Below are 23,381 nucleotides of genomic sequence, written 5' to 3'. Positions count from 1 at the left end.
ACAACGACCTAGGGGTTGGTTCCTCTAGGTCAATATTAAAATCATGACCATGCTTACAATTATTATCGCATTTTTCTTTTTGGGTTTCTTCTTGCCCTATCTAACTTCCAAAAGGAACAAATACGGCCCTCCTCTTTTCCTTGAAAAACTAACGCCAAAAATCAATTTGGGCCTTAATGTTATTGGAATCTTTTTTTTGGTAATTGGTTTTACCCTTCTAGGGATTTACAAAGGAGTTGGCACGGGGCTTTTTTGGGGATTTATTCTACTTACGACAGTTGGGAGCATAGTGATCTTGATAAGTCCTTTAAAGATGATTGATTACAAAAGCTTGGTTGCCATTTTTGCCGGGTTTTTGATATTGGAACTAACCCTATCATAGATGCCAGCAAATCCCAAATATCTATCACATTCTGGTTGGCATGCTTTTGCCAAGATTTCAGCGGGTATTTTTGGAGGATACCTAATAGCCGCCATGTTCCATATGGCATTGGCATTATGGTTGCCTAATCATAGGGTTGTACTTATCACGTCAGCTTATAGCATTTTTTTAGTTTGGACACTCTGTCTGTTGCTTCCCTTTCTATCAAAAAACGGATGGAAGGTTTGGTTAATCTATATGGCGGTCATCCTTATCCTCGCTGTCGCTGTCCATTACGGCAATTTGTATCATCCCATTAATCCCAAATCATGAGCAAAAGAAATTACAATGTCTTTCTTCATACGCATACGGTAAGCGGGATAGTTATAAGCGTTGCCCTTTACATTATCTTCTTTGCCGGTGCCTTTGCATTGATCAAAGATGAAATTACCGCTTGGGAAAAGGGTGACCTCGAAACTACGGAACAAATCCAAAACATAGATTATGATCGATTGGTAGATTCCATTAAAGCAGATGGGTATAACCTATACGGTAGGGATATTAGGATAATCCCACCTGATGCCAAACAGGAAATTTATGTGTTGTTGAGTCAATCTCAGGACAGCACCATAGTCAATCAACCCGATAAGTATTACTATTTTAATGTAAATGCCAATACCTATAAGCTCTCCGAGTACTATGCTTTTTACAGCTTGGGTGAACTGCTGTACCGCTTGCATTTTTTTAGTCAAATCCCAACCTTGGGCCTCTATTTGGCAGGTTTTGTGGCCCTATTTTTCCTTTTTGCCATAGTCACGGGAGTAATTGTCCATTGGAAAAAAATCATCAGTAACTTCTACGTTTTTCGTCCAAAAGAAAAACTGAAAACGGTATGGACCGATGCCCATACCGCATTAGGAATTATTGGGTTGCCCTTTCAATTTGTGTTTGCCGTCACCAGTTGCTTTTTGTGCTTATCCGTGTTGATATTGATTCCTGCCAACTATCTATATAAAAATGACACCAAACAACTCTCCGAAGAGTTGCGGCCCATGACCAAATCCTATGAAATAGGCAAAAAAGCAGATAGTGTTCCCTCCTTAAATCCATTTATGGACAAAACTTTGGCAAAATGGGAAACTTTTACACCTGCCCAGGTCTATATAAGAAATTACGGAGCAACAAACATGAAGTTTCAGGTGGATGGACTGCTCGATACCAAAAACAAATTTTTAGGAAATGGCAGGCTGGTCTTCGATGTAATGTCGCAAAAATTGGAAGCTGAAAAAGACCCCTATATAAATGATTATGTAGAGGATGTGGAACTGACCATCCGTCGATTGCATTTTGGTGATTATGGAGGCCTTCCTTTAAAATTCATATATCTAGTGTTGGCTTTCATCACCTGTTTTGTGATTATTTCCGGAGTATTGATTTGGCTTGAGGCCAGAAATAAGAATAAAGTGCCCACTACCCAAAAGCTTTTCAATAGAAAAGTGGGACATATCTATCTTGCTATCTGTTTGGGCATGTATCCCATTACGGCCTTCACTTTTATTGTGGCCAAAGTACTTCCCAGAAATTTGGACGCCTCAAGACAATCCATTTTATACGGTGTTTTCTTTTTAGGGTGGATAGCATTGTCCTTTGCTCTTAGATTTACACGGGACAATTTCAAAATCAACAAATACAGCCTTTTATTCGGGAGTATTTTTGCTTTCTTAATCCCTATCTGCAACGGAGTTACATCAGGCAATTGGTTTTGGAAAATGTATGCTGCAAATCAATATGCAATTTTGAGTGTTGACTTGTTCTGGATTATGGTCGGATTGGTTTCCGTACTTGTTTTATTAAAATTAAAACGTCCAATTCCCAAAATAGAACACGCAATACTTAGAGAAGAAGCTTTTCAAGAATATCAGCAAAAACATGAAATAACAACTAATGAAAAACTAAAATTTATGAGAACAAAAATTTCAATTTTATGGCTGTTTTTGGCAGTCGGATACATTGTACACCATATTTATGGCCTTTTTGGCGTGTACTATAATGAAACTGTTATGATAGAAGGTTCTGATGGTACGGTTCCTACAGAACATCATCTTTGGCGCATTGCCTTGGAAGGTTTGGCCCTACTATTCTGTTTACTCACTTTGGAAGTAAAAAAAAACTGGTATAAATGGACCGCTTTTATTTGGGCCCTATTGGCTGGACTTTTTAATGTATACCATTTTGTGGCCTCCTTGTTTTATGAAATTTCAAATATTTCCGAGCTACTCATCCTTGCCATGATGGTCGTGGCAAACGTGTTTTTGCTCATCAGTATAATCAAATGGACCAAGCAAGTGGACTAACATTTTATCATAACAAAAATCTTATTTTAAGTTTGAGTTAGTTTAGTTTGTTAAGCCCATTCTATATATAGAATGGGCTTTTTTTTATTCATTATCAGATAATAATTTAATGGTTTTGGTACTTTAGTATGACTCCCCTATTTCCCTCGCTGGGTATTTTTGCTTCAACCATCAAAACAAATACATATGAAAAAAACAATAATTCGATTTGGGCTTTATGGCGCAATTACAATTTGGATCCTATTTCTGATAAGTTTATTCCTATTGGACAATTTGTCTTTCACTGCCCAAGAAATTATAGGCTATGTCTCCATGATTCTTTCCTTGGGTTTTGTCTATTTTGGGATAAGGCATTTTAGGGATACGGAAAATGAAGGAAAGGTCAGTTTTAAAAATGCCCTTATCATCGGAATCTTGATCAGTTTAATCACAGCTTTGGCCTTCGGGATATTGGACACTATTTATTCACAGATATTGAATCCTGATTTCATGGTGGACTATTACGATACAATTGTTGAAGGTCTAAGAAATACTCTTCCGCCCGATGAATTTGAAAAAAGACTAGCAGAACTAAATGCTGAAAAGGAAATGTTTTCAAACCCATTAATTTCTTTTGCATTTATGGCCATGACCGTATTTGTGATCGGTAGTATAATTTCCTTAATTTCAGCTTTGGTTCTACAACGTAAATAATTTCTACTATGACAATCGACGCAAAAACTCCAGATGAATACATAAGCAAACTTCCTGAAGACCGAAAACAAGCTGTTTCCAAACTGCGCAAAACAGTCCAACAAAATCTACCAGATGGATTTGAAGAATGTATCAGTTATAAAATGATTGGTTATGTAGTGCCTCACTCGCTTTATCCTGATGGATACCATTGCAACCCAAAGTTGCCGCTTCCTTTTATCAACATTGCCTCTCAAAAGCATTTTGTGGCCTTGTATCACTCCGGTATTTATGCCGATAAAAATCTAATGAATTGGTTTGTAGGTGAATATCCCAAGTATGTAAAAACCAAATTGGATATGGGCAAAAGCTGCATTCGGTTTAAAAAAGTAGAAACTATCCCATATGACTTAATTGCGGAGTTGTGTCAAAAAATGACCCCAAAAGATTGGATTTCATTGTACGAAAAGAATATAAAAAAATAGATTAGAATGAAAAACAGGGTAACAGGATTGGGTGGTTTCTTTTTCAAGACCAAAGATCCAGATAACATTAAAAAATGGTATAAAGAAAGGCTTGGCATTCCAACCGATCAATATGGATGGAGTTTTTGGTGGAAAGACAAAGATGGTAACGATTGTATGACACAATGGAGTCCTTTTAAAGATGATACCACCTATTTTCAACCAAGTGAAAAACAGTTTATGATGAACTTTAGGGTTGAGAACCTTGTTGAGCTTTTAGCGACTTTAGAAGAAGAAGGTGTCACCGTTGTAGGAGAAATAGAGGAATATGATTACGGTAAATTTGGGTGGATTCTTGACCCTGAAGGCAATAAAATTGAGCTTTGGGAGCCTGTTGATAAAGCTTTTCTCTAGGTATTGATTTATTTGCTACTTTTAAAACAAGTTTAACCAACAAATAATACCATGTCCGAAGAAGAAAAGAAAGACTTAGGAGATAAAGCGGAGGAAGCTTTTGACAAAGCAAAAGAAACCGCAAAGGAAGCTGCAGAAGATGCCAAAGAGGCAGCTAGTGATTTTGCCGACGAAGCCAAAAAGACGGCCAACGAATTTGCCGAAGGCATAAAAGGTGCCGGTGGGGACAATAAAAAGATTCTTGCAGGAATCCTTGCCATAGTGCTTGGCGGGTTCGGAATCCATAAATTTATTTTAGGGTATAATAAAGAAGGGATTATACTTTTAATTTGTACCATAGTATTAGGGATTGTTACTTGCGGTATGGCCAATATGGTTGTTTGGGTAGTGACTGTTGTTGAAGGAATTATTTACCTCACAAAATCTGATGAGGAATTTTACAACACATACCAAGTGGGTAAAAAACCATGGTTCTAACATAAGAAAAGGCCAGAGTTATTTCTTCTGGCCTTTTTATTTATTATTATAATCGTAATATTGCAATATTAAAATTAATTTATATATTTGCTTTAAATATGGGAGTTACTAAAACACATATGTTCACCTCAAGGCAAAACGAATTGGCTCAAGCCGCAAAGGTTTTGGCCCACCCTGCTCGTATTGCCATTTTGGAATATATAAGTAAGCAAGAAGGTTGCATTTGCAATGACCTTGTAGATGTTATTGGGCTTGCACAACCCACTATCTCTCAACATTTGAACGAAATCAAAAAAATTGGCCTTTTAAAAGGAACCTTTGAGGGTAAAAATCTTTGCTATTGCATAAATGAAGAGCGCTGGGAAGAATTACAACAATCTTTTCATCTGTTCTTTTCTAATATTAATTATAATTGCTGTTAATCATGAATACATCAGAATTTCTATCACTATTAAAACAACATCAGGATAAAAGTTTACTTTTTGAATACACAGAAGGTAAACTTGTAGGTGCCAATTATCACATCACTGAAGTGAAGAACATTACGGTTGAATCTGTAGATTGTGGCGCAGGAACCGATTTTTGGAAAGAAACTATAGTACAACTATGGGAAAGTCCAAAGGAGATTGGAAAAACAGAGTTTATGTCTGCATATAAAGCATTGGGGATTTTGAATAAAGTAGACCGAATGAAACCTATGAACAAAGATGCCGAGGTTAAGTTTGAATATAGTAATGCTAATTTCCACACAGCACAACTCTTTGTTAACGATTATGCTCTGGATTCAGATACATTAACCTTTAAGTTATCTGTTCAAAAAACGGATTGCAAGGCCAAAGAAACCTGTGGTGTTACTGAAAAATCGGAGAAAGTGACTACGGAAACAGCTTGTTGTGCCCCTGAAAGTGGTTGTTGCTAATTGCCTAGTATGCTAATCCGAGAAATGAAAGCATCGGATTGGGAACAAGTATCCCAAATTTATGCCGAAGGCATAGCTACCGGCTTTGCAACATTTGAACAAGAAATCCCGAGTTATGAAAATTGGAACCAGGCCCATTTAACTCAATGCAGATTGGTAGCAGAAGAATCCGATAACATTCTTGGATGGACAGCCTTATCTCCTGTTTCCAGTAGATGTGTTTATGGAGGCATTGGTGAAATCAGTGTGTATATCGGGGCTAATAACCAGGGCAAAGGAATTGGAAAACTGCTTTTAGAACGATTAATAATTGAGAGTGAAAATGCCGGATTGTGGACCATTCAATCCGGTATTTTTCCAGAAAATAAAGCCAGTATCCATCTTCATGAAAAAGTTGGTTTTCGCTACATTGGCAAACGCGAACGCGTAGGCAAATTGCATGGTCAATGGAAAGATAACCTGCTATTTGAAAGAAGAAGCAAAAAAGTTGGAACAGATTAAACACCGAAAAACAAAAATGAAAAACGTATTGGTACTTTGTACAGGAAATTCATGTCGAAGTCAAATGGCGCATGGCTATTTAAACCATTTTCAAGATTCTTTGGCTAATGTTTACAGTGCGGGAATAGAAACCCATGGTCTAAATCCCGGCGCTGTGTCCATCATGAAGGAAGATGGGATAGACATTTCAAATCACACTTCCAATCATGTGGATGAGTACCAGGGCATTGATTGGGATTATATTATCACTGTTTGTGACCATGCCAAAGAAAATTGTCCTTTTATCCCAGCTAAAACTGCGGAGCGAATTCACCATAACTTTTTTGATCCTTCAAAAGTTACCGGAACAGAGGAAGTTAAGCATGCCGCTTTTTTAAAGGCAAGAAATGAAATCAAGGAGTTTTGCCATGATTTTGTGAAAGAAGAATTGGTAAACTAACATCAATTAAACTTATTCTATGGCGGTATGGTTGTTTCCTTCCGCCATTTTTCTTTCAAGCTCAGCCTGAAACTCCTCCATTACTGGTTTAACAGTACTTTCGGGAAGGTCTGCTATTTTAATGTACATCAATCCATCTACTGAATTATTAAAGAGAGGATCAACATTAAAGGCCACCACCTTGGCATTTTGTTTAATATACTTCTTAATGAGTACTGGCAAACGAAGACTGCTCATTTCTATTTCACTGATCAACTTGTCAAACTTATTGAGATCGGCCTGGGTCTCATCAAAAACAAATTCCTTATCAGCATCTTTTAATTTAACCTTAAACTCCTTTTTTGGTCTAACATATTGCGCCACATAGGGGTCCCAATAGTTAGATTTCATGAACTCTATCATCAACGATTTTGAGAAATTGGAAAACTGGTTGCTTATGCTTACCCCTCCAATCAAATATTTATGCTCTGGGTGTCTCAGGGTAGTATGGACAATTCCTTTCCACAACAGAAACAATGGCATAGGCTTTTGCTGGTATTCCTTAACAATGTATGCCCTTCCCATTTCAATGGATTTTTCCATCATCCCATACAATTCAGGTTCAAATCTGAAAAGATCTTGGAGGTAAAACCCATCAATGCCATATTTTTTAAATATCTCCGAACCCAGCCCCATTCGGTACGCCCCAACAATGCACTTTGAATCATTATCCCAAAGAAATAAATGGTGGTAATAGGAATCAAAAGCATCCAAGTCTACCGCATTATTGGTTCCCTCTCCAACTTCTCGAAAGGTTATTTCCCGCTGCCTCCCAATTTCATTCAAAATAAAGGGCATGTCAGACTGTTGGGCCAGATACACTTCATAGTTCTTACTCTGAAGCATTCGACAATCTTTTTCCCTCAACTTTTCAATTTCCCCTTCTAAAACCTCACTGCTTACTGCAGAGGCAATCTTTTTTGGTGGCTTTGGAATTTTCAAAGTAGTGGGCATCTTATCCAACAAACTCTCTTTTTCAAATACATTGGCCAAGAGGTAGGTTTTTTTCCGAAGCAACTCCGTAAACGATTCCAAAGACTCTTCTTCTTTTTGAGCGTTTACAGATATTGGCTGCCCAATTCGAACCTTAATAGGTCTCCTACTCTGGGAGGTAAGTTCAGAAGGTAGTTTAGCAGTTCTAAAAACATCACTGATCTTGGACAATCTGTAAAAAAGATGGCTGTTCCTTGCATGGAAATAAATAGGTACTACAGGCACTTCTGCCTTTCTTATCAATTTAAGGGCAGCTTCTTCCCACGGTTTATCCACTACCAGTTTTCCATCCCTATAGGTTGACACTTCGCCTGCAGGAAAAATGCCAAGTGGATGTCCTTCTTGCAAATGCAGAAGAGCATTTTTAAATCCCATGATACTGCTTTTGGCATCTTTATGGTTTTCAAAAGGATTTACCGGCATAATAAATGGCTTTAGCGGCTCAATTCTATGCAACAAGAAGTTAGCTATAATCTTAAAATCGCTACGCTCTTGAAGCATTAGTTTCAAAAGCAAAACCCCATCAATACCTCCTAACGGATGATTGCTTATGGTTATATAGGGCCCAGACTTTGGAAGTCTTTTTAAATCTTCCTCCGGAATCTCGAAATCAATTTCGTAATGTTCCAAAATGGCCTCTAGAAAATCTGTTCCGGGAAGAGTTTTGTTTTTATTATAAAACCGGTTTATGGTTGTAATCTTGGTGGCTACCATTAAAAGCCATCCAACAAAGGTGCCAAAAAAACCATACTTGTCCAGATTAACAACCTTTGCTACCTCTTTCGCAGAAACCAACCCCATAAAACATAAATTAGGTAGGCATAAAGATAGAAAATTAGAGTTATTAGGTTTTCAATCTTTAAAGATGAAGGCAAATTTATTTTACCACAAGCTGAACCGTTTCTTTTCCACGCTGTTCCACCAGAACCGATCTTCCATTTTGAAGGGATTTTACGGCTTTGTCATCAAAATGGCGAATAGTATATAGCGAAACCTCTTCATGACAAACCACCTTGAACCTTCTTTTAAGCTCATTTAGCATAGGTTTTAACCCATTGAATTTATTATCCAAACAAACCGAAAAGCTAATGGCCGAATTTTGTATGAGATCCACCTTCATCCGATAATCATGGAATAATTTGAAAATATCGCTGATATTGTTTTCAACAATAAAGGAAAAATCAAGTGATGACAGTTTTAACAAGACTTGGTCCTTTTTTACAATGAAACAAGGAATTTTGGGTGATATTCCTTCTCCTTTTCCCACAGTTGTACCGCTCCCTTTTGGGTCTATGAACGATTTTACATGTAATGGAATTTCTTTTCGTTGCAAAGGCTGTAAAGTCTTTGGGTGAATCACCGAAGCTCCATAAAAAGCCAATTCAATTGCCTCACGGTATGAAATTTTATTGAGCAGTTCGGTTTTTTCAAAATTTCTTGGATCTGCATTTAAAACCCCAGGCACATCTTTCCAAATAGTAACAGAATCCGCATTAAGACAATAGGCCAATATTGCAGCCGAATAATCCGACCCCTCTCTTCCCAAAGTGGTTGTAAAGTTGTTATCGTCGCTCCCTAAAAAACCTTGGGAAACATTGAGTTTTGACATGTCCACCCTTGATGAAACCTCTTCTTGTGTGCGTTCCCAATTTACAGTGGCGTCCCTATAATCATTATCGGTTTTAATTAAGCTTCTCACATCTTGCCATACATTCTGAATTCCAACCTCATTCAAATATTCGCTAATTATGGTTGTGGAAACCAATTCTCCATACCCAACCACTTGGTCGTAGACAAACGCATATTTTGGCGATTTGTTCCAAGTTAAAAAACCTTTTACTTCTTCAAAAAGTAATTTCACCTTAGAGTATATTGGATGATTTGAATTCTCAAACAAATCAGATAAAATTTTATCGTGATAGTCTATGACATCTTGTAAAGATTTTGCTATGGACTGTTTATCCTTAAAGTAAGCAACAACAACTTTCTCCATGGCGTTGGTCATTTTTCCCATTGCTGAAATAACCACAAACGTATCTTCATGCCCTACTTCTTGTAATACTTTTACAACATTCCGGACACCATCAGCATCTTTGACCGACGCTCCTCCAAACTTAAAAACTCTCATAAGTTTCTTTTCTATATTTAACCTAACGGTTAGTTTAAATTTTCAATATAATTTTCAATGCCCTTTTCATCAAGCTGAACCACATCCCAATCTCTTCTTACCAGAGCTCCCTTTTTTTCATAAAAGGTGATGGCAGGCTCGTTCCAGTCCAATACTTCCCATGAAATTCTTTTTACACCTAATGAATGGCCATACTTAACAACTTCATCTAAAAGCGCAGTTCCCAAACCACTTCCTCTCATTTCTTCAGAGACAATTAAATCTTCCAAATGGAGCACAGGACCTTTCCAGGTTGAGTATCTAGGGTATATTAGGGCAATCCCAACAACATCTTTTGCTTTTTCGGCAACAAAACATTGAAACCGTTTGTTTTCCCCAAAGCCATCCCTAACTAAATCTTCCTTTGTTACCTCAACCGCATTGGGGTCTTTCTCAAATTCAGCCAATTCTTGAACCAGGGACAAAACTTGGTCCATATCTTCTTTACGCGCACTTCTGATTGCAAAATCCATATTGTTATAAATAAAACTCAAAGTTATAAATATCTATAATTATGTTTTAACGAAAACGTTATAGTATAACAAAATACCCGATATTTGTCGCCAAATAAAACAGTCTGCATTCATGTCTAGCAAGAACAAGACCTTAGGTGAATTCATTATTGAAAACCAAACTGAGTTTCAATACTCCACTGGCGAGCTTTCAAAGCTTATAAATGCCGTAAGATTGGCAGCTAAAGTAGTGAATCATGAGGTGAACAAGGCGGGTTTGGTTGATATACTGGGCACCGCGGGAGACACCAATATTCAAGGTGAAAATCAACAAAAATTGGATGTTCTAGCCAACGAAAAGTTTATCCAAACCTTAAAAAATAGAGAGATTGTCTGTGGAATTGCCTCAGAGGAAGAAGATGATTATATCAGCATAAACAGTCAAGATGAAAACCATCAAAACAAGTATGTGGTGTTGATAGATCCTTTGGATGGATCTTCCAATATTGATGTGAATGTTTCCGTTGGAACCATTTTCTCTATTTACAGAAGAATTACTCCGGTTGGAACCCCCGTTACCCTTGAGGATTTTCTTCAGCCTGGAAAAAATCAGGTTGCGGCCGGGTATATTATTTATGGAACTTCCACTATGTTGGTATACACCACTGGACACGGGGTCAATGGTTTTACATTGAATCCTGCCATCGGAACTTTTTATCTATCACACCCAAACATGCAATTTCCAGAAACAGGCAAAATCTATTCTGTAAATGAGGGAAACTACATCCACTTTCCGCAAGGAGTGAAAGATTATATTAAATACTGCCAAAAAGAAGAGGGTGACAGGCCATATACCTCAAGGTATATTGGTTCGTTGGTATCAGATTTTCACCGGAATATGATCAAAGGCGGAATTTATATGTACCCCAAGAGCAGTAAAGCCCAAAATGGAAAGTTACGCCTATTATACGAATGTAATCCAATGGCTTTTTTGGCTGAACAGGCCAATGGAAAAGCCAGTGATGGTCACCAGCGCATCATGGATATTCAACCTACGGAATTACATGAACGGGTTCCTTTTTTCTGTGGAAGCAAAAAAATGGTGGAAAAGGCCGAGGAATTTATGCAGCCCTAGACTTACTTTTTAAGTAGATACTGATAGTCTTCAAAAGCTATCTTACCACAAAAGATATCAAAAGATTTTTCAATGATTGCTGTTGCGTCGTCAGGCGAGTAACCCAATCCAATAGCATATTTTTCAATAAGCTTTTCTTGGTCCTCATCAATATTACGGTCAGCAAATGCCATCTTAAAAAAGTCGAATAAACGCATCAAACGCTTCTCCCCACTATGTGGGGTCTCAATAGGATATTTGTTCTCCTTTTTCATTACCTCTTTGTATTCCACATCGGTAATGTTCAATTTAAAGGCAAACTTATCAAGAATAGCTTTTTCTTCTTCGCTTATGATTCCGTCAGAAGCGGCCAAAGTGGCCAAAGTGGCAAAATGAGCCAAATTTTTACGCTGTTCTCCGTGCTCGTATAAATCTAAAATGGGCATGTGCTAAAATTTGTTCGGCAAATATAATTCTTAAAGTAGAAAGGATTGTAAAATTATGACCAAAAGAAATTTGTAATTTTCATTTTGCAACCTAACTTTTCAAAATTATTCCACTGCAACAATCCAAACTTTTCCATATTGCCGAAAATTGGTTCCATCAACAAGAATGGAAACCTTTTCCATTTCAAAAAGAAACCTGGAAAGCTTTTTTGGATGGAAAGCATGGTTTACTCAATGCTCCGACGGGCAGTGGAAAAACTTATGCGCTCTGGTTTCCCATTGTACTCAACTACATTAAAAACAATCCAGATTATAAAACCAAGCACAGAAAAGGACTCAAAGCCATTTGGATAACCCCATTACGAGCGCTCTCACAAGAAATCAAACAATCTGCAGAACGTATCACCCAAGATTTGGAAACCCAAATGACCGTTGGCATCCGAACTGGGGATACTTCAACCGCTGAAAGAGCTAGGCAAAAGAAAAGTATGCCCGACCTACTGATAACAACTCCCGAAAGCCTTCAACTTTTACTATCCTCAAAGGGTTATGATAAGGTCTTTAAGAATTGCTCAGCGATAGTGATTGATGAATGGCATGAACTTTTGGGTTCCAAAAGAGGGGTGCAAATGGAACTTGGTCTTTCACGCTTAAAAACCATCTGTAAAGATTTGCGTATCTGGGGCATCTCTGCCACCATCGGAAACTTGGAGCAGGCTTGTGAAGTATTGTTGGGACCTTCATCAACAGAGCTTGAAAATTCGATATTAGTTAGAGCCAATCTCAACAAAAAAATCACGGTAAAAAGTATTATTCCCAAACAAATGGAAACCTTTCCCTGGCGTGGACATCTAGGTTTGCGACTATTGGAAGATGTGGTTCCCATCATCAACAAAAGTAAAACCACCTTGTTGTTTACCAACACCCGAGGGCAATGCGAAATCTGGTTTCAAAAAATCTTGGAGAAACATCCCGAATATGCTGGGGAAATTGCCATGCACCATGGAAGCATCAATAAAGATACCCGCCTTTGGGTGGAGCAAGCCATTAGAAATGAAAGTCTAAAAGCCGTTGTTTGCACTTCCAGTCTGGATTTGGGTGTGGATTTTGCCCCTGTGGAAACCGTAGTACAAATTGGAGGACCAAAAGGCGTTGCCCGTTTTTTGCAACGTGCAGGGCGAAGCGGACATAGACCAGGAAAGGAAAGTGTTATTTATTTTTTGCCTACACATGCCATGGAGCTCATTGAAGCTTCGGCCATGCAAAAAGCGGTTTTGAATGCTGCAGTTGAGGATAGAATTCCATATCTGAACAGTTATGATGTATTGATCCAGTATTTGACCACACTTGCAGTTTCGGATGGGTTTTATCCTGAAGAAATCTTTCACGAAGTGAAACAAACTTTTTGCTACCAAACTTTGACGGAGGAAACATGGCAATGGTTATTGAATTTCTTGGTGTTGGGCAGTCAAAGTCTCAAGACCTACGACGAATACAAAAAAGTGGAAGTGGTACCTGACGGAAAATTCAAAGTGAACAATTTGACCATTGCCAGACGGCACCGATTTCAGATTGGAACCATTGTGGGCGATGCCAGTCTTTCAGTACGTTATCAAAAAGGAGGGTATATTGGCACTATTGAGGAATCCTTTATTTCAAAACTTTCTCCTGGCGATGTTTTCACCTTCGCTGGAAGGAATCTTGAATTTATCCGCATCAAAGGTATGACCGCGCAAGTAAAGAACTCATCCAAACGCAGCAACAAAATACCATCGTGGATGGGCGGGCGTTTAAGTTTTTCTGCAAAAATGTCTGAACTGTTACGGCAAGAATTGTATTCGGCAGAACTGGAATCCAAGGTCCAATCACCAGAAATTAGGTCTTTACAGCCCATGTTCACCAAACAACGAGAGGAGAGCATCGTACCCCAACCCAATCAATTCTTGATTGAGACCTTCAAGACCAATGATGGCTACCATCATATCTTTTATCCTTTTGAAGGCAGGGCCATTCATGAAGGCATGAGCAGTTTGCTGGCCTACCGAATAAGTTTGCTTTCGCCCATCACCTGTTCCCTTGCCTTTAATGACTATGGATTTGAATTGCTTTCAGACCGGGAAATTGACATTCAGGAAGTGTTGGACAACAACTTATTTACGCCAGAGTACATGCTGAGTGACCTTCAAAAAAGTTTGAATTCCAACGAAATGGCGCGACGTAAATTCCGCGATATTGCCGTTATCAGTGGCATGGTTTTTACGGGTTATCCAGAAAAAGGGGTCAAAATGAAACACCTCCAGAGCAGTTCTCAGCTTCTTTTTGACGTTTTCAAGGATTTTGAGGATGACAATTTGCTCTATCAACAAGCTTTTATCGAAACCTTTGAGCATCAATTGGAGGAAGGTCGCCTTCGATTGGCCTTAGAACGAATTATGAATCAGGATATCGTTTGGAAAAAATGTCAAAATCCCACTCCCTTTTCTTTCCCCATTATTACCGATAGGTTACGGGAAAAACTGTCTAACGAAAAATTGGCCGACCGTATTAAACGGATGACAAAAATCTTGACGAAATAATTAAACAAGTGTTGTTAGGGTGTCTTTATGATTTTGTCCAAAGGGTTATTGAAAAAAAATAGGGCTAATACTTCTGAATAGTGAGACTTGCCTCAGGCAGCAGATAAAGCCTTTTTTTTGCATGGCACTTATCGGTCTTGTGTATGAAATGTAGCGTGCAAAAAGACACTAACTTTTCGGATTAACACAGAGCCGAATTTTTATATTTTGTTTTTTATTTTCTCTTTTAAAAAGCCAAATTAAAAATTTGGCGGACTTTCTAAATATACACAAACCTTTCGATTAAGCACTTATTAGCTATGTTTTATACACCGTGTTGTGTGTAGTGTTTTCTACTTTTCAATACCTAACTCTTGATATGTAGACTTTTTTATTTTATGAAATTTATTCCAAACCTTGCTGTATTGCTGACTTATAGAATCATCTCCATTAATTTCTTTCATAACATAATTAGCCTTATCGAGATAGCTTATGAAATTTCCCCAATCGTAGTGCTTTGAAGGACTATATCCAGTTGTACTGTTTTCGTCTGGTAACCATTTTAAACGTCTTTTAGAACCTAAATGAGTGAATCTTTTATACAATCTAGTTTCGAAAAGAGAATCAGATGGGATGTGCGCTTTTTTGGCAAAATGTGCTCCTCTTCTAAACGACCTTTTCATAGTTCTATAAAATTTAGAAAAACCAGCAGTTTTAACTTTTACTTTTGAGCCATCGTAAATAAACCCTAAATATTCCAATTGTTTATTAGGATTGACTATATCATTTTTTACTATGCCACCTTTAAAAATTGACTTTTCATTAAGTTCATATCTGTAAACGTTAGTTTTCTTTGCTTGAATTTCTAAGTTCGCTTCAACTTCAATTTCTTTTTGAATCAAGTCATAAAAATATTTTTCATCCTTTTGGTCACAAATGATTATTAAATCATCACTATATCTTTGATAGTATACTTTCTTGGATGATGTTTCGGAATGAACTCGCTCATCAAAATCTAACATATAAATATTTGCGAGAGTTGCACTGATAGGTGTGCCTTGCGGAATTCCTTTCTTTTCTTTTTTGTTGAGTTTTTGACGAATATCTTTTTTGTACGGTTTATCTGTTCTAATTAAGTCAGTTGCTTCTTCGAAGAACTCATCCTTATCACAAAAAGCGACCACATTTTCGTGTCGCATATTGTAAATTTTACTTACTTTTTTACGCTTAAGAATCTTTTGTGAGGTGTCATTCGGCAAGAACCTTTCTATTATTAGTTTATGTTGAAACCTTTTAAATAATTCATTCTCATTTACATATTTGTTGTCTACCAAATTTTTGAATATTGTATAATGGTCATCAGATAGATTGTTAGTGTTCAAAACACGTTTCCATTGACTATGTAAAATACGATGGTCTAGATTGTCAAAAAACGAAGTTACATCTGCAATAATTATAGAAAGTTTTCGGTGTTTGTTTTTTTCAATAAATTCAAATGCCTCGAATGCAAATTCGATATTAGATTTATTACCACTTTTACCATTTCCGATTGGGATTTTTCTATACGCTACAGCAACAGAACCATAATTTTTGTTTTCTAAATATTCCTCATACGCTTTTGTAAGCAGATGGCTGTAATAGCTATAAATTATTGAATCTAAATGAGATGGAAAATAAATATGACGTTCTTTCTTGTCGCTTACTGTTCGTTGACGTTTTCCGCTATTATTCTTAGGTGCATTTTCTAGCGGTCTATATTTTCGCTGACTTAAAGTTCTGTGCAAGAGTGGCACGAACTTGTGATTTGCAATGTTTTCTGGATTTGCTATATAACTTTTTAACCAAGTCTTGTCTTTTTGACTTGTTAATGGTTTTCCTATATGTGGATACTTTTTAAATTTTAGCCATTCGTCATTCATTGTCAAACATTGATTAAAAAAAGGATTAGAGTTGGTCGTGGCTCACTTATGGGTAGATACAATCCTGAAGTTGCTTTTCACTTTCGCTATAGGCAACGCCACTCATTGATAGAATAAAGTTCGTATCTTTACTAACACCATCACTTATGACAGTATCGGCAGAAATAGAAACTAAGATTGACCTTCTTACAGTCCTCTCAACAATGCAACTTGTAATAACATTGATGCAGGTTTGCAAGATTGGAATCACTCTTCACACGTCAGCCGAAGTCTGCGCGTGGAACACTAATGTGCACTTTACATAAAACGTACCTACCAGTCTTGTCCCAACTCTTAATCCTTGACATTCAAATAGTCACAAACCGTACCATTTAAAAATTTACTAAAAGAGTAGTGTTTTTGTGAGGTTCTTATGACATACTGTCATTTTAAATGTCAGTTTCTCAGTATTTTGTAATAAAAGTTGAAAATTTAAAATGTAGACGAGGTGTTTCTGACATTACACACAACGTTTAAGATATGGTTCGTTTCAATGAACTATATCGCCCGATAAGTGAAGTTAGCCATTTTTGGATTAAAAATCCACATAGAATTGACCGCTACCCCTTTTGAATTAACGAATTATGAAACCGACCATTTTATTAGCATCTTTGATAGACGGAGGCAGGTAAATATCCCTTCCTTCTGAATAATTTATATCAATCCTCCTTGCCTTTCCTTCGACTGCGCTCAGGATGACGGGGAAGGAGTTCTATCTAACAGATGACCCAAAACATCATAATCCAAAACCAAAACTTTGCGCTCCACCCTTTGGGTGGAATCTTTTGGGAGGAAAAATCTATGTTGCTCATTAGTGATGTACACCTTGGCAAGGTGGCACATTTTAGAAAATTTGGGGCAGCTGTCCCAAGAAAAGCAATCCACAAAAACTATATACTGTTAGATAAGATCGTTGCTGATTTCAATCCCTTTCAAATCTGTTTTTTAGGAGATTTATTTCACTCCTCTTTAAACAAAGAATGGGAGCTTTTCGAAAACTGGGTGGCCAAGACACCAGCAGAAATTGTTTTGATTTCTGGCAACCATGATATTATTTCTCCCCATAAATTTGATCAATTGGGAATCCCCATTTTACAGGAGCTGATCTTGAACGATTTTCTGCTGACCCATCATCCTGAGGAACGAGAGGGTCTGTTCAATTTCTGCGGACATATTCATCCTGCCATAAAACTCAAAGGGTTTGGCAGGCAAAACTTGCGGCTTTCTTGTTTCTTTAAATCTAAAAAACAACTCATTTTTCCTGCTTTTGGTGAGTTTACTGGAACTTATACCCTAAAACCCAAAAAAGGAGACGAGGTTTTTGCTATTGTTGAAGATGAAGTGGTAAAAATCTAGCTTTATCTTGTTGGCTACTGTTCTTCCACATATATTTGCCGCAAAGTTTTTGGATTGACCAAAGCATCGATTTTTCAACTTTTTGAACAGTCTCCCCAACTTGGGAAACTGAGGGATTCCATTTCCCAATCTGAAAAAATCAATGTAAAAGGCCTAACTGGCTCTTCCCTTTCATTTGTAATTTCTTCCTTGTTCAAATCAGCAGAACTACCATTCCTTGTTTTATTAAATGACAAAGAGGAAGCTGCCTATTACCTTAACGATTTAGAACAGCTGATTGGAGAAAACGAAGTGCTTTTTTATCCTGGAAGCTACCGTAGACCTTACCAGATTGAAGAGACAGACAATGCCAATGTATTGCTTAGGGCAGAGGTATTGAACCGCATCAACTCCAGAAAAAAACCTGCCGTAATTGTCACCTATCCCGATGCGCTTTTTGAAAAAGTGGTCACTAGAAAAGAGTTGGACAAAAACACATTGAAAATCAAGCTAGAGGACACTCTTTCGCTTGATTTTTTGAACGAAGTCCTTTTTGAATATCAGTTCAATCGGGTGGATTTTGTTACAGAGCCGGGGGAGTTTTCCGTGCGTGGAGGTATTGTTGACGTATTCTCCTTTTCGCATGACGAACCCTATCGCATCGAATTTTTTGGAGATGAAGTGGATAGCATCCGAACTTTTGACGTGGAAACCCAGCTCTCTATGGAAAAGGTAAAGCGCATTACCATTATCCCAAATGTTGAAAACAAGTTCCTGCAAGAGTCCCGAGAGAGTTTTTTAAAATACATTGCTCCCAAAACGGTCATTTTTTCCAAAAATCTTGACTTGGTTTACGGTAGAATTGATTCATTTTTTCAAAAGGCAGAGGAAAGTTTCGCCAAACTTGAAAGTGAGTTGAAACATGCCAAACCTGAAGAGCTTTTTGTGCATTCAACTTTGTTGAAATCTCAGCTGGAAGATTTTAAGTTGGTGGAATTTGGTGCTTCGACTCCGCTCAGTCACCAAAATTCTGATGATAGGGTCACTGAGCGAAGTCGAAGTGACATTATTGATTTCAACACCAAACCCCAACCTTCTTTCAATAAAAAATTTGACCTGCTCATTGAAAATCTAAACGACAATCATGCGGCAGGGTTAGCCAATTATATTTTTTGTTCCACAGAACAACAAGCCAAACGCCTTAACGATATTTTTGAGGAGGTTGAAGAAACCGTTCATTACAAAATTGTGGTCTTTCCATTATATCAAGGATTTATAGACCAAGATTTAAAACTGGCCTGTTATACGGATCATCAGATTTTTGAACGCTACCATAAATTCCAACTGAAAAATGGCTATGCCAAAAAGCAAGCTATCACCCTCAAGGAACTCAACAAATTGGAAATTGGGGATTATGTAACCCACATAGATCATGGCATTGGCAAGTTTGGCGGACTTCAAAAAATAGATGTAGAAGGCAAAAAACAGGAAGCCATTAAACTGGTTTATGGCGACCGGGATATTTTATATGTGAGTATCCATTCGCTCCACAAAATCTCCAAATTCAATGGCAAGGACGGCGCCCCACCAAAAATCTACAAGCTAGGTTCCGCAGCTTGGAAAAAACTGAAACAAAAAACCAAGAGTCGGGTAAAGAAAATTGCCTTTGACCTCATCAAGGTATACGCAAAGCGACGCTTGGAAAAAGGGTTTCAATATGCCCCGGACAGCTACCTGCAACATGAACTGGAAGCATCTTTCATTTATGAAGACACTCCTGATCAGGAGAAATCGACCCAAGACGTAAAGAGGGATATGGAGAGTGAGCGCCCCATGGATCGTTTGATTTGCGGCGATGTCGGTTTTGGAAAGACAGAAGTGGCCATTCGTGCTGCGTTCAAGGCTGTGGACAATGGCAAACAGGTTGCTATTTTAGTACCTACAACCATTTTGGCATTTCAACATAGTAATACGTTTAAAAAACGCCTGGGTGAGCTTCCGGTTACGGTGGATTACTTGAACAGGTTCAGAACGTCCAAAGAGAAACGAGAGATTTTGGAACGACTTGCCGAGGGGAAAATTGATATTATCATCGGCACCCATCAATTGGTAAACAAAAATGTGCAGTTCAAAGATTTGGGCTTGTTAATTGTGGATGAGGAACAAAAATTTGGTGTATCGGTCAAGGATAAACTCAAATCCATCAAGGAGAATGTAGATGTACTCACTTTAACGGCCACCCCTATTCCGCGAACACTCCAATTTAGTTTGATGGCGGCCCGCGACCTCTCAGTTATCAATACTCCTCCCCCGAACCGCTATCCCATTGAAAGTAGGGTGATTAGATTTAATGAAGAAATTATTCGAGATGCCGTTTCTTATGAAATTCAACGCGGTGGGCAGGTGTTTTTTATCCATAACCGCATTGAAAACATTAAAGAAGTAGCTGGAATGATTCAACGTTTGGTTCCAGATGCTAAAATTGGAATCGGTCATGGACAGATGGAAGGCAAAAAACTGGAGCAATTGATGCTGGCCTTTATGAACGGGGAGTTTGATGTACTGGTTTCCACAACCATTGTGGAAAGTGGTCTGGATGTGACAAATGCCAATACCATTTTCATACACAACGCCAATAACTTTGGTTTGAGTGATCTTCACCAAATGCGGGGCCGTGTGGGGAGAAGCAATAAAAAGGCCTTCTGTTTCTTTATTACACCTCCTTACGAAGTAATGACACCGGAAGCCCGAAAACGTATAGAAGCTTTGGAACAATTTACCGAATTGGGTAGTGGATTTAACATTGCCATGAAAGATTTGGAAATTCGAGGAGCTGGAGATTTGCTTGGTGGTGAACAAAGTGGATTTATCAATGAAATTGGCTTTGAGACCTACCAAAAAATATTGGCCGAAGCGATTGAAGAACTCAAAGAAAATGAGTTCAAAGAATTGTATGAAGAAGTTGAAGGTCAACAGGAAAAAGTATATGTGAAGGATACTCAGCTAGATACTGATTTTGAATTGCTTTATCCTGATGATTATATCAACAACATTACCGAACGCTTGAATTTGTACACCCAATTGAATGAAGTTGAAGATGAGGAAGGACTTCGTAACTATGAACAAGAACTGATTGATAGATTCGGGGAATTGCCAACACCTGTTGTTGACTTGCTCAATTCGGTCCGTATTAAATGGATTGCCAATAGTATTGGATTGGAGCGGGTAATTTTAAAGAAAGGGAAGTTCTTAGGGTATTTTATTGCCGACCAACAATCGGAATTCTATCAAAGTCCTGCTTTTACCAAAGTATTGAACTATGTTCAATCCAATCCTAAAACCTGTCAACTCAAAGAAAAAGAAACCCGCAATGGATTACGGTTATTGTTAGTTTTTGATGGGATAACGAGTGTTGAGAAAGCTTTAAAGGCCATGGAACCATTTACCTCTTTATTAGAAAAAAAAGCATTATCAATCTAGAAAATAGATTGTTTTTAGCTTACTTCTTTTCTTTCACCAAAGCCGCAATTTTAAATATCAACACCATCTCCAAAATTACTGTTGGGAAAAATAGGAAGAGGGCCAATGGGGTCAAGAAAACAGTCAAAAGGCAAAATGACATCAATAGTTCTGCTCCTCCTGCTGCAAAGGCCTGGGTCCTTAATTTTTTGCCTGATTTCAGAATAGATATTCCGAACAGCATCCCCAAAACTCCAAATATGATGGCCTCAGCAAGAAACACGGCTTCAATTTCCAATGGGTCATTGAATATAGACACTATATCATAGCCATAAAAAGCAATAAGTGCAGCCATCATTAAAACTGCGGCGATTTTCATCAAGTAGTTTTTAAGCAATTTCCCAGTAATCAAAAAACCATACAAAAACAAAAGATTGAAAACCAACACAAGGATTTTTACGGTCAAATGCCCCCATTGCCCATAGATAAATTCGTCATCCTCTATTCGAACATAATCCGCTATACCCTCAAAAATTGCCGTAATCAGAAAGAAAAGACCCGATATCCAAGCCAGAGTCAACAAAAAATGTATCGATTTTGCTTCCTTCGGAGCTATGAAGCCAATTCCAGAAGCTCCTAGTTCTGACTCGTTGTCATTTAGGTTTTCCAAATCATAGTCCAAGGCGGACAAAATAGTTTTTACAGTATAACTACGTGGTGTCACCTCTCCACTTTCTATACGCTGTAATGTTCGCACATTTATATTGCACAACTCTACCAGTTCCTCCTGGGTAAATCCTTTTTGCTTCCTTAATTCACTGATTTTTAATCCTAGTTTTGGCTGTTTCATCGTTATTGTTCTTTAGAAACTTGAGACAATGTTACATTCAAAAGTCAAATACCTCCAAGAACAATCATTGGATTTGGTCCGACATTTACCCGACATTTTGCATTTTACACTTACAATATCATCATAATTTCTTTAAAAATTAACAATCTAAAAAATAGTAGCAACTACTCAATCTCCTATTAAATAAATTGACATTTTTTGGTTTGGAAGGATTTTTTTCTACATCAAATCTCTGTATCAAAGTAAAAACAGTATCAAAGAAAGAGTAGTAGCAAAAGGTGATATATATCATACCGTTAGGAGTCCAATGGTGATAGCTTTGTTAGATTTAAAACAAGCATATCCAGATCAGATGATTGAAATTGTAGAAGAGCAGGGGAAATGGAACAATCTATTGAAAGCTTTGGCTCCTACAGATTTCTACCACACATATGCCTATCACTGCTTAGGTTCAGGCAATCATGAAAAGCCAATTTTAATCAACTATATTGAAGAGGATAAAATAATCCTACTCCCTTTACTAGTTCGCCAAATACAGGGAACTAAATACAAAGATGCCACTTCGGTTTATGGATATGCAGGTCCAATAACCAAAAATATTGACGAACATTTTGATAACACCAATTTTAAAACAGAACTGAGATCTTTATTTAATGAGATGGATATAATATCCGTTTTTACAAGACTACATCCTTTTTTTTGCTGCCAGAAAGTGTGCTTTAAGGATTTGGGAACTGTCTCTAACTTGGGGAAAATCGTGTATATCGACCTTACTGAAAAACCTGAAATCCAAAGGCAGTATTACCATAAAAGATTAAAGACCTATATAAATAAAGCTAAGAAAAATTGTACAGTTAGGTATGCATCTACCCAAAAGGATATTACCATGTTCATGGACATATATCATCAAACTATGAAAAAGCATAATGCAAAGGAAGAATATTTCTTTGACAAGGATTATTTTCAAAAACTAATGAACAGCTTGGAGTTTAAATCAGAAATTCTGCTGGCCTATGAAAATCAAAGTGGAGAGGTTATTGCGGGTGCGCTTTTTATTAAAAAAGGAGAGATGGTACATTATCACCTTTCTGGTACTAAACTAGAGTTTTTGCATCTAAACCCTATTAAGTTTTTGATAGATAGCGCTAGAACATCTGCCACGGCAGAAAATTACAAATATTTGAATTTAGGCGGAGGTGTGGGAAGCAAGGAGGATTCCTTGTTTCATTTTAAGAAAAGTTTCTCAAAATACCAAAAGACTTTTCAAGTATGGAAATTTATTAGCGATGAGGAAATTTATGAAGAAATAGTAAAAAGAGATCAAAAAAAGACCTGTGTTTCCAACTATAGGGATTGCACAGATTTTTTCCCTTGTTACCGATGCAGTCTCTAGAGATTAACAAATTCAGTTT

The 23,381-nt window shown here is 37.6% G+C and carries 22 protein-coding genes; 16 read left to right on the top strand and 6 right to left on the bottom strand.

Going from position 1 to position 23,381, the window contains the following annotated elements:
• Positions 1-49: 49 nt before the first annotated feature.
• The 11 genes from CRO15_RS05215 to CRO15_RS05165 all read left to right on the top strand — a co-directional run bounded on the left by CRO15_RS05215 (position 50) and on the right by CRO15_RS05165 (position 6,601).
• Positions 50-382 (top strand): hypothetical protein, encoded by a 333-nt coding sequence (locus CRO15_RS05215; protein ID WP_133067206.1) that lies wholly within the window; start codon positions 50-52, stop codon positions 380-382.
• Positions 383-694, top strand: a complete 312-nt coding sequence (locus tag CRO15_RS05210; protein WP_097044693.1) for a hypothetical protein — start codon at positions 383-385, stop codon at positions 692-694. It abuts the gene before it with no gap.
• A complete protein-coding gene (locus CRO15_RS05205; RefSeq protein ID WP_097044692.1) occupies positions 691-2,715 on the top strand; it encodes a PepSY-associated TM helix domain-containing protein in 2,025 nt (674 codons plus the stop codon). The genes CRO15_RS05210 and CRO15_RS05205 overlap by 4 nt, the downstream gene beginning before the upstream one ends.
• Before the next feature lie 186 nt (positions 2,716-2,901).
• Entirely contained in the window at positions 2,902-3,408 is a 507-nt protein-coding gene (locus CRO15_RS05200; protein ID WP_097044691.1) for a DUF4199 domain-containing protein, read from the top strand.
• Positions 3,409-3,416: 8 nt separating this feature from the next.
• Positions 3,417-3,872, top strand: coding sequence for a DUF1801 domain-containing protein (locus CRO15_RS05195; protein WP_097044690.1), 456 nt, complete (start codon positions 3,417-3,419; stop codon positions 3,870-3,872).
• 6 nt (positions 3,873-3,878) lie between these two features.
• Positions 3,879-4,265, top strand: a complete 387-nt coding sequence (locus CRO15_RS05190; protein ID WP_097044689.1) for a VOC family protein — start codon at positions 3,879-3,881, stop codon at positions 4,263-4,265.
• 51 nt (positions 4,266-4,316) lie between these two features.
• Positions 4,317-4,742: a TM2 domain-containing protein gene (locus CRO15_RS05185; protein WP_097044688.1), complete on the top strand. Its 426-nt coding sequence runs from the start codon at positions 4,317-4,319 to the stop codon at positions 4,740-4,742.
• A gap of 98 nt (positions 4,743-4,840) precedes the next feature.
• The gene (locus CRO15_RS05180; RefSeq protein WP_097044687.1) at positions 4,841-5,164 is read left to right on the top strand and encodes an ArsR/SmtB family transcription factor; all 324 of its coding nucleotides are present in this window, start codon (positions 4,841-4,843) and stop codon (positions 5,162-5,164) included.
• 2 nt (positions 5,165-5,166) lie between these two features.
• Entirely contained in the window at positions 5,167-5,661 is a 495-nt protein-coding gene (locus CRO15_RS05175) for a DUF6428 family protein (RefSeq protein ID WP_097044686.1), read from the top strand.
• Positions 5,662-5,685: 24 nt separating this feature from the next.
• On the top strand, positions 5,686-6,162 hold the full coding sequence (locus tag CRO15_RS05170; RefSeq protein ID WP_280950953.1) for a GNAT family N-acetyltransferase: 477 nt from the start codon (positions 5,686-5,688) through the stop codon (positions 6,160-6,162).
• A 16-nt stretch (positions 6,163-6,178) separates the two neighbouring features.
• Entirely contained in the window at positions 6,179-6,601 is a 423-nt protein-coding gene (locus tag CRO15_RS05165) for an arsenate reductase ArsC (protein ID WP_097044856.1), read from the top strand.
• Positions 6,602-6,613: 12 nt separating this feature from the next.
• Here CRO15_RS05165 and CRO15_RS05160 read toward each other — a convergent pair whose 3' ends face one another.
• The 3 genes from CRO15_RS05160 to CRO15_RS05150 form a co-directional block, all read right to left on the bottom strand.
• Positions 6,614-8,434, bottom strand: coding sequence for a GNAT family N-acyltransferase (locus tag CRO15_RS05160; RefSeq protein ID WP_097044684.1), 1,821 nt, complete (start codon positions 8,432-8,434; stop codon positions 6,614-6,616).
• 76 nt (positions 8,435-8,510) lie between these two features.
• Entirely contained in the window at positions 8,511-9,761 is a 1,251-nt protein-coding gene (locus CRO15_RS05155) for an aspartate kinase (RefSeq protein ID WP_097044683.1), read from the bottom strand.
• A 29-nt stretch (positions 9,762-9,790) separates the two neighbouring features.
• Positions 9,791-10,273 carry a GNAT family N-acetyltransferase gene (locus CRO15_RS05150; RefSeq protein WP_097044682.1) on the bottom strand — a complete coding sequence of 161 codons (483 nt, stop codon included), beginning with the start codon at positions 10,271-10,273 and terminating at the stop codon, positions 9,791-9,793.
• A 112-nt stretch (positions 10,274-10,385) separates the two neighbouring features.
• Here CRO15_RS05150 and fbp point away from each other — a divergent pair, with 112 nt between their 5' ends.
• Positions 10,386-11,387, top strand: coding sequence for a class 1 fructose-bisphosphatase (gene fbp / locus CRO15_RS05145; RefSeq protein WP_097044681.1), 1,002 nt, complete (start codon positions 10,386-10,388; stop codon positions 11,385-11,387).
• A gap of 2 nt (positions 11,388-11,389) precedes the next feature.
• On the opposite strand, the gene CRO15_RS05140 is transcribed toward fbp, so the two are convergent.
• Positions 11,390-11,812: a tellurite resistance TerB family protein gene (locus CRO15_RS05140; protein WP_097044680.1), complete on the bottom strand. Its 423-nt coding sequence runs from the start codon at positions 11,810-11,812 to the stop codon at positions 11,390-11,392.
• Positions 11,813-11,925: 113 nt separating this feature from the next.
• Here CRO15_RS05140 and CRO15_RS05135 point away from each other — a divergent pair, with 113 nt between their 5' ends.
• Positions 11,926-14,388 carry a ligase-associated DNA damage response DEXH box helicase gene (locus CRO15_RS05135; RefSeq protein ID WP_097044679.1) on the top strand — a complete coding sequence of 821 codons (2,463 nt, stop codon included), beginning with the start codon at positions 11,926-11,928 and terminating at the stop codon, positions 14,386-14,388.
• 332 nt (positions 14,389-14,720) lie between these two features.
• On the opposite strand, the gene CRO15_RS05130 is transcribed toward CRO15_RS05135, so the two are convergent.
• Complete coding sequence (locus CRO15_RS05130) at positions 14,721-16,286, bottom strand: reverse transcriptase domain-containing protein (RefSeq protein ID WP_097044678.1); 1,566 nt, start codon at positions 16,284-16,286, stop codon at positions 14,721-14,723.
• Positions 16,287-17,048: 762 nt separating this feature from the next.
• On the opposite strand from CRO15_RS05130, the gene pdeM reads away from it, so the two are divergent.
• Together pdeM and mfd are read left to right on the top strand one after the other, a co-directional pair.
• Positions 17,049-17,681, top strand: a complete 633-nt coding sequence (gene pdeM / locus CRO15_RS05125; protein ID WP_097044677.1) for a ligase-associated DNA damage response endonuclease PdeM — start codon at positions 17,049-17,051, stop codon at positions 17,679-17,681.
• A 54-nt stretch (positions 17,682-17,735) separates the two neighbouring features.
• On the top strand, positions 17,736-21,140 hold the full coding sequence (gene mfd / locus CRO15_RS05120; protein WP_097044676.1) for a transcription-repair coupling factor: 3,405 nt from the start codon (positions 17,736-17,738) through the stop codon (positions 21,138-21,140).
• Between the two features lie 19 nt (positions 21,141-21,159).
• On the opposite strand, the gene CRO15_RS05115 is transcribed toward mfd, so the two are convergent.
• Positions 21,160-21,969 carry a helix-turn-helix domain-containing protein gene (locus tag CRO15_RS05115; protein WP_097044675.1) on the bottom strand — a complete coding sequence of 270 codons (810 nt, stop codon included), beginning with the start codon at positions 21,967-21,969 and terminating at the stop codon, positions 21,160-21,162.
• A gap of 352 nt (positions 21,970-22,321) precedes the next feature.
• On the opposite strand from CRO15_RS05115, the gene CRO15_RS05110 reads away from it, so the two are divergent.
• Positions 22,322-23,362, top strand: coding sequence for a peptidoglycan bridge formation glycyltransferase FemA/FemB family protein (locus CRO15_RS05110; RefSeq protein ID WP_207763812.1), 1,041 nt, complete (start codon positions 22,322-22,324; stop codon positions 23,360-23,362).
• Positions 23,363-23,381 lie beyond the last annotated feature (19 nt).

This window comes from Flagellimonas pacifica, assembly GCF_900215465.1.
In the GTDB taxonomy this organism is placed as follows: domain Bacteria; phylum Bacteroidota; class Bacteroidia; order Flavobacteriales; family Flavobacteriaceae; genus Flagellimonas; species Flagellimonas pacifica.
The sequence above is the reverse complement of the archived record's forward strand: the minus strand, read 5'-3'. Positions and strand labels throughout refer to the sequence as shown.